This window comes from Bradyrhizobium sp. MI1.3 (assembly GCF_055811695.1).
The window spans coordinates 20,532-28,407 of sequence record NZ_JBVVPQ010000081.1; the positions used below are offsets into that span (position 1 = coordinate 20,532).

At 65.4% G+C, this 7,876-nt stretch carries 7 protein-coding genes; 4 read left to right on the forward strand and 3 right to left on the reverse strand.

Translation table 11 applies throughout. The features are described from left to right. Positions 1-124: 124 nt before the first annotated feature. Entirely contained in the window at positions 125-1,000 is an 876-nt protein-coding gene (locus tag AC0L3A_RS34625) for a UTP--glucose-1-phosphate uridylyltransferase (protein WP_007599884.1), read from the reverse strand. A gap of 203 nt (positions 1,001-1,203) precedes the next feature. On the opposite strand from AC0L3A_RS34625, the gene AC0L3A_RS34630 reads away from it, so the two are divergent. Both AC0L3A_RS34630 and AC0L3A_RS34635 read left to right on the forward strand, forming a co-directional pair. After that, entirely contained in the window at positions 1,204-2,601 is a 1,398-nt protein-coding gene (locus AC0L3A_RS34630) for a lytic murein transglycosylase (RefSeq protein ID WP_007599883.1), read from the forward strand. A 170-nt stretch (positions 2,602-2,771) separates the two neighbouring features. Further along, a complete protein-coding gene (locus AC0L3A_RS34635; protein WP_007599878.1) occupies positions 2,772-4,460 on the forward strand; it encodes an SGNH/GDSL hydrolase family protein in 1,689 nt (562 codons plus the stop codon). A gap of 161 nt (positions 4,461-4,621) precedes the next feature. Here the strand turns inward: AC0L3A_RS34635 and AC0L3A_RS34640 are convergent, their stop codons facing one another. Next, on the reverse strand, positions 4,622-4,996 hold the full coding sequence (locus tag AC0L3A_RS34640) for a CsbD family protein (protein WP_007599877.1): 375 nt from the start codon (positions 4,994-4,996) through the stop codon (positions 4,622-4,624). Between the two features lie 73 nt (positions 4,997-5,069). Further along, positions 5,070-5,807 (reverse strand): SDR family NAD(P)-dependent oxidoreductase, encoded by a 738-nt coding sequence (locus tag AC0L3A_RS34645; RefSeq protein ID WP_007599876.1) that lies wholly within the window; start codon positions 5,805-5,807, stop codon positions 5,070-5,072. A 98-nt stretch (positions 5,808-5,905) separates the two neighbouring features. Here AC0L3A_RS34645 and AC0L3A_RS34650 point away from each other — a divergent pair, with 98 nt between their 5' ends. Beyond that, complete coding sequence (locus tag AC0L3A_RS34650) at positions 5,906-6,685, forward strand: SDR family NAD(P)-dependent oxidoreductase (protein ID WP_354127158.1); 780 nt, start codon at positions 5,906-5,908, stop codon at positions 6,683-6,685. Between the two features lie 190 nt (positions 6,686-6,875). Further along, the gene (locus tag AC0L3A_RS34655; RefSeq protein ID WP_007599867.1) at positions 6,876-7,763 is read left to right on the forward strand and encodes a TauD/TfdA dioxygenase family protein; all 888 of its coding nucleotides are present in this window, start codon (positions 6,876-6,878) and stop codon (positions 7,761-7,763) included. Positions 7,764-7,876: the final 113 nt, after the last annotated feature.

A 7,876-nucleotide genomic window follows, 5' to 3' on the forward strand; every position in this document is an offset into this window, starting at 1 on the left:
CCCGCGCCGGCGGGGGTCGGTGCCCCCCCCCCCCCCGGGGCGCCCCCCCCCCCCACCCCCCCCCCTCCCCCCCCCCCCCCCCCCCCCCCCCCCCCCCCCCCCCCCCCCCCCACGACTGGGAGCGTTACTGCCCCAAATACTTCTTCATTTCCGCAATGAGCCCGTCACGCAGCTCCGGCCGCTTCAGGCCGTAGGCGATGTTGGCGCGGAGAAAGCCGGGCTTGGAGCCGCAATCGTGGCGCTCGCCCTCGAACTCGACGCCGTAGAATTTTTGCGATCTGGCAAGGCCGATCATGGCGTCGGTGAGCTGGATCTCGCCGCCGGCGCCGCGCTCCTGGGTCTCCAGGATCTTGAAGATCTCCGGCTGCAGGATGTAGCGGCCGGTGATCGAGAGGTTGGAGGGCGCGGTGCCCTTGGCCGGCTTCTCGACCATGCCGTCGACCTCGAACATCTTGCCGGTGCGTTTGCCGACGCCGCAGATGCCGTATTGATGGGTCAGATGGTCGGGCACCGGCTCGACCGCGATGACATTGGATTTTTCGCCGAGCTTGCTGGCGGTGTCGATCATCTGCTTCAGGCAGCCGGGCGAATTGAGCACGAGTTCGTCCGGCAGCACGACCGCGAACGGTTCGTTGCCGACGATGTCGCGCGCGCACCAGACTGCGTGACCGAGGCCGAGCGGCGCCTGCTGGCGAGTGAAGCTGACGGCGCCGGCCTCCGGCTGGTTCTGCGCCAGAACGTCCTGCTCGGTCTTCTTGCCGCGCGCGGCCAGCGTCGCATCAAGCTCGAACATCCGGTCGAAATGATCTTCGATGACACTTTTGTTGCGGCCGGTGACGAAGATGAAGTGCTCGATGCCGGCTTCCCTGGCTTCGTCATAGACGTACTGGATCAGCGGCTTGTCGACGATCGTCAGCATTTCCTTCGGCATCGCCTTGGTGGCGGGCAGGACGCGGGTGCCGAGGCCGGCAACGGGAAATACGGCTTTGCGGATTTTCATGGGATTGATCGAATACCTGAGGAACACGTGAAGGGAGCAATGGCATCTTGCTAGCTTGTTTGCAGCCGCCAACAAAGGCGGATGTGGGGCCTCATCCTCACAGAGTTAAGAAAAAGGCCACCATCAAAATTTCACCTTTGTTAAGCTGTTGGCAACCGTAACCAGGCCTCCTGAGGGCGGATTTTGGCCGGACAGGTGTGGACATGATGCAATCAATGGCAGGGCTGGCGAAACGGGGCGGGTCCGTGACCGGTGCGACGATGATTGCGGCCGCCCTGCTGTTCCCGCTTCCCGCCGGCGCGCAGGCTCAGAACGGTCTGTCCAATCTGTTCGGCGGTATTTTCTCAGGCCCGAACCCGGCGACTTCGCAAGCAGCGCCCGGGTCCAGCGGCGCTCAAACGGGAGTTCAACCCTGGACCGGCGAGGACGGCGCCTCCGGCCATCCGCTGATGACAGCCGCCGCGATCCGCGAGGCCGCGGGTAGCTTCAACAATTGCGTCGCAGGGATGTGGCCCGATGCCGCACGGCGCAACATCACTCAGGAAAATTTCCAGCGCTTCACGGCAGGCCTCGCGCCCGATCTGCGCATCATGGACCTGATGGACTCGCAGCCCGAGTTCACTAAGTCGATCTGGGATTATCTCGACATCCTCGTGAACGACAACCGCCTCGCCAAGGGCCGCGAGGTTCTCGCCAAGTACAAAGCGCAGTTCGACGCCACTGAAAAAGCCACCGGCGTCGACCGCTATATCATCGCCTCGATCTGGGGCATCGAGTCCAACTACTCGACGCAGATGGGCGATCGCAGCGTGCTGCAATCGACCGCGACGCTCGCCTGCATCGGGCGCCGCCAAGCTTACTTCAAGGACGAATTCCTCTCGGCGCTGGAGATCCTCAACCGCGGCGATCTCAGGCCCGAACAGTTGCGCGGCTCCTGGGCCGGCGCCTTCGGCCCGACGCAGTTCATGCCGACCGCGTTCAAGCGCTTTGCCGTGGACGGCGACGGCGACGGCCGGCGTGACGTCGTCGACAATCCCTCCGACCTGATCGCGTCGACCGCCAACAATCTGAAGAAGGACGGCTGGCAGGCCGGCCAGACCTGGGGCTACGAGGTCGTGGTGCCCCAAGGCTTCAACTACATGCTGGCCGACCGCGCCAAGGCGATGACGATGGCGCAATGGGAAAAGCTCGGCCTCAAGCGCCCGACCAACCAGCCCTTCCCGCATCCGGCGGAGAAGGCCTATCTGCTTGCGCCGGCCGGTGCCCAAGGGCCGGGCTTCCTGATGCTGCAGAACTTCCGCGTCATCATGAAGTACAACCCGGCCGAGGCCTATGCGCTGGCGATCGGCCATTTCGCCGATCGCCTCCGCGGCGGCCAGCCCTTCGTGCAGCCCTGGCCGCGGCAGGAGCGGGAGCTGTCCCGCACCGAGCGGCTGGAACTGCAGCAGCTGCTGGCCCAACGCGGCTTCTACAAGGGCACCCCGGACGGCCAGTTCGGTGGCCAGACCCGGGAGGCCCTGCGCAACTTCCAGGCCTCGATCGGGGTCCCCGCCGACGGTTTTGCCTCCTCCGACGTGCTGGACCGGCTGCGCGGGCGGTAAAATCGCGTCGAAAGTAACCCTGAACAGGGATTTTGGCAGGCAGCCTTGACGGCGGCGCCTGTTCCTCGGCGTATGGGTCAAAATCTGCAACAGAATCTGCCCGTTTGGCGCCCGATTCCGTTATTATATCGAGCGTGTCCCGATCCCCCATTGCGCGTGCCCGAGATCGCATGTCGAAGAAGTCCCTGCTCAAGGCGCTGACCGAGACCGGCCCGTTGATCGCGCTGGGGACGGCGCTTGCGATTCTGGTATCGGTTGCCGGCCCGGCCTCGGCGCAGTTCTTCAACTTCCCCGGCTTCGGCGGTCCACCGCAGCGCGCGGCCCCGCCGCCGCGCAATGGCGGAGGCGGCGGCTGGTTCGGCGGAGATTTCTTCGCGCCGTTCCAGCAGCAACAGCAGCAGGCGCCGCGCCAGGATTTTTCGCGCGCGCCGGCGCCAGCCAAGCGTGACACCACGCCCGACAAGAACGTGCTGGTGATCGGTGACGCCATGGCCGACTGGCTCGCCTACGGCCTGGAAGACGCCTACACCGAGCAGCCCGACATGGGCGTGATCCGCAAGCACAAGACCACATCCGGCCTGATCAAGTACCAGCCGAAGGGCGAGCCCTCTGATTGGGTGGCTGCGGCCAAGGGCATTCTCGAGACCGAGAAGCCTGAAATCATCGTCGTCATGCTCGGCCTCAACGACCGCATCTCGATCCGCGAGCCGGTGGCCGAGAAATCCGACAAGGCCTCGGACAAGGACAAAGACAAGAAGAACGACAAGGGCGCCCGCGCCAAGCCGCAAGGAAAGCCGGGTGACAAGCCGGGCGATGCCAAACCCGACACGGCCGCCAAGCCGGACGACAAGCCCGCCGACACCGACCTGCCGCAGGATGATGCCGATAACGCCGACACGCCTGCGGCCGCGCCCGAAAAGACGGCGCGCAATCCGAACGGTGTCTACGAATTCCGCGACGAGCGCTGGGTCGAGCTCTACGGCAAGAAGATCGAGGAGCTCGCCAACGTCCTCAAGGCCAAAGGCGTGCCGGTGCTCTGGGTCGGCCTGCCCGCGATCCGCGGCCCCAAGGGCACGGCGGACATGCTGTTCCTGGATTCGCTCTATCGCGAAGGCGCGGCCAAGGCCGGCATCACCTATGTCGACGTCTGGGACGGCTTTGTAGACGAAGCCGGCCGCTTCCTTCAGAAGGGCCCGGACTTCGAAGGCCAGATCCGTCAGCTCCGCAGCGGCGACGGCGTCTATTTCACAAAACCCGGCGCGCGCAAGCTCGCGCATTATGTCGAGCGCGAGATCACGCGCCTGCTCGCAGGCCGCTCCGGCCCGATCGCGCTGCCGAGCGAGCCGGCGACACCCGATACCAGCGCCGAGCCCGGCAAGCCCGCACCGCGGCCGCTGGCCGGCCCGATCGTGCCGCTGGTTGCGGCCTCGATCTCGACCGATCAATTGCTGGGTGGGCCGGGCTCGCGTCCTGCCGCCGTCGATGCGCTCGCTGCGAAGACGATGGTGAAGGGCGAGCCACTGGCTGCGCCTGCCGGCCGCGCCGACGACTATGCCTGGCCGCGCCGCGAAGTCGGCCGCGAGCAGGCCAAGGGCGATACGCCGGTCGCCACGACGACACCCGATGGCGGTACGCCGGGTGCGGCCGCAGCGATCGCCCCGCCAAAGCTTGCGCCGAAGAAGCCACCGGCGCCGCAGCAACCGGCACAGGCAGCGCCATCGATGCGCGATTTCTTCGGCTTTGGCTCGCCGCCGCCCCCGCCGCGTCAATTGGCGCCAGCGCCGCGCAATCCGACTCCCAACCCCGCGATCCCGCGGCCGCCTGGCAATGTCGGGCGATCGGCGGAAGTGTTCCGATAATTTTTCTAAGCTGAGGTCTTCGTGTCCCGGACGCTCTGCAGCGTGAAACGCTGCTGCGCAGAGCCGGGACCAGCACGTCCAAAAAGAATGGGCCCCGGCTCAGCAACGCGGCGTTACACGCCGTGTTGCGTCCGGGGCCTGATGCTTATCGTGCGTTGGCTTTAGCCGTAATAGCGCCAGCGCGGCGGCGGGCGGCGCGAAGGCCGTGCCATCAGCAACGCGAGGGCGAAGCCGATACCGCCGGCGACCAGCAGCGCGCCGAGCGGGTTGTCCTGCACCTTCTGGGCAATCGCCTGCGAACCGTCGCGCAAGGTTTCGGCCGGCTTGTCATAGGCGTCCTTGGCATAGCTGGCCGCGGTGTCCGTCGCGTCACGGACGGCATCCTTGGCTTGGCCGTAGAGATTCTGCACGGAGCCTGCGGCTTCCCGCGCCTTGCCCGACGCCTGTGTCTGCGCATCGCCTGCGAGATCACCGACAGCGCCTTCCGCGCGTCCGGCGAATTCCTTGGCCGATCCGACAATCCGATCTTTATCCATGATGCTCCTCCTCGGGGGTCAGCCCAAGTAACCGATCAGGAGCGGCGCAGTTCCATGTGACTTGAAATTGGACTCAAAGAATGAGCCCGCCGTCGACGACCAATGTCTGGCCGATGATGTAGGACGACAGCGGCGATGCCAGGAACAGCGCCGCGCCCGCCATGTCAGCCGGCGTGCCCAATCGCCGCAGCGGAATGCGCGAAAGTGCACCTTCGAGCCGCTTGGGATTGTCGGTCGTCACCTTCGTCATCTTGGTGTCGACCAGACCGGGCGCGATGCCGTTGACGCGGATGCCGTCTTCGGCCCAGGCCTCGCCCAGCGTCCGCGTCAATCCGACCGCGCCCGTCTTCGACGCGTTGTAAGCAGGATTGCCCATGGTGGAATGATAGGCCGCGGTCGAGGACACCATGATCAGCGATCCCCGCGAGTCCCGCAGCATGGAATGAAAGCGCGTGGCGCAGGCCATCAGGCTCATCAGATTGACCTCGACGACCTTGCGGAAGCCCGCCATCTCGAACTCGCCACGGCGATAGAGCACCGCGCCCTGCGCGAGCACCAGGATATCGAGCCGTTCGAACGACGGCTTGAACGCTTCGACCGCTCCGGCATTGCCGACGTCGAGCTGCGCGTAGGAAAGACCGGTGAGATCCGAGCCCTCCGCTTGCGAATATTCCTTCGCGTGAGCCCGCGTGCCGCAGACCGCTACTTGCGCGCCCCTGACGCGAAAGGCTTGCGCGATGCCGTTGCCGATGCCGCTGGATCCGCCGACGACCAGCACCTGCTTGCCTGGGAAATCGAGTTCGTTCGTCATCGGGGCCTCCCTTTTGTTCTGCTTGTTTGACCTGTCTGCGGATCGATGCCAGCCTTGTCCATCTCATAACAAGAAACAAGACGCCGCGAGGAAACAGCATGTCCGAGTTCAAACAGCTCAGCCGGTCCGTGAAGGGCCTGACCGTTCTCGTCACCGGCGCGGCCAGCGGCATGGGGCGTGCAACGGCACGCGTGTTCGCCGCTGACGGCGCCAACGTTGCCACCACGGATTATGACGAGCAAGGCGCCCTGGCCGTCGCGAAGGAGATCGCGGCAAGCGGCGGCGCCGCGAAAGCCTGGAAGCTCGATGTTGCCGACGGCGATGAGATCAAACGCGTGGTCGGCGACGTCGCCGCGCATTTCGGCGGGCTCGACATCATCGTCAACAATGCCGGCATCTCCGTGCGCGTCGCGATCGACGACGAGACCTATGAGGACGCCTGGGCCAGGGGCCTCACGGTGATGCTGACGGCGCATCCGCGCATCATCCGCGCCGCGCTGCCTCACTTGCGCAAGTCGAAAAGTCCGCGCATCGTCAACATCGCCTCGACCGAGGCGCTCGGCGCCACCGCATTGCACAGCCCCTATTCGGCGGCAAAGGGCGGCGTCGCCAGCCTCACCCGCTCGCTCGCGGTGGAGCTCGGCCGCGAAGGCATCACCGTCAATTGCATCTGCCCGGGGCCGGTCCGCACCGCCATCACCGACCGGATCTCGGAAGAGCACAAGACCATCTACGCCAAGCGCCGCACGGCACTCGGCCGCTACGGCGATCCGGAGGAGGTCGCGCACATGACGCTGAGCCTGTGCCTGCCGGCGGCGTCCTTCCTCACCGGCGCGGTCATCCCCGTCGACGGCGGCCTGATGGCGCGCAACGCGTGAGAGCTGTAGCCCGGATGGAGCGCAGCGCAATCCGGGAAGGTCTTTCCGCGGCACGATGCCCCGGATTGCGCTTCGCACCATCCGGGCTATAGGCAGCTATGCGCACCGAGCGTTGACATCGCCCGTTACGGGAGTAACTTTTTCCTCGACAGAGCGGGACCAACCGCTTGCACGCCCGGGAGAAAACGCCATGACGATCGCCATCCGGCAACTTCAGACACATTTTGTCGGCGAGGTTTCCGGCCTCGATCTGCGACAGCCTCTCACACCAGATGAGGCGCGCGAGGTCGAAGCCGCCATGGACAAATATGCGGTGCTGGTGTTCCACGATCAGGACATCACCGACGAACAGCAGATGGCCTTTGCGCTGAATTTCGGCCAGCGCGAGGACGCGCGCGGCGGCACCGTGACGAAGGAAAAGGACTACCGGCTCCAGACGGGCCTGAACGACGTCTCCAATCTCGGCAAGGACGGCAAGCCGCTGGCGAAGGACAGCCGCGCGCATCTGTTCAATCTCGGCAACTGCCTGTGGCATTCCGACAGCTCGTTCCGCCCCATCCCGGCAAAATTCTCGCTGCTGTCGGCGCGCGTGGTGAACCCGAAGGGCGGCAACACCGAATTCGCCGACATGCGCGCGGCCTATGATGCGCTCGACGACGAGACCAAGGCCGAAATCGAGGACCTCGTCTGCGAGCACTCGCTGATGTATTCGCGGGGATCGCTCGGCTTCACCGAATACACCGATGACGAGAAGCAGATGTTCAAGCCGGTGCTGCAACGTCTCGTGCGCACCCATCCCGTGCATCGCCGCAAGTCGCTCTATCTCTCATCGCATGCGGGCAAGATCGTCGGCATGAGCGTCCCCGAGGGCAGGCTGCTGCTGCGCGATCTCAACGAGCACGCGACGCAAAGCGAGTTCGTCTACGTCCACAAATGGAAGCTGCATGATCTCGTGATGTGGGACAACCGCCAGACCATGCACCGCGTCCGCCGCTACGACCAGTCGCAGCCCCGCGACATGCGCCGCGCGACGGTGGCAGGCACGGAGCCGACGGTGCAGCAGCAGGCGGCGGAGTAGGCGCTACTCAGCAGTCGGTGTCATCGCCCGGCTTGATGTTTAGACCGGAGACATAGCTGACGCTTGTTCGGACACATCACTGACAGGTTGGCCATTGGTCAAGTCGATTGATG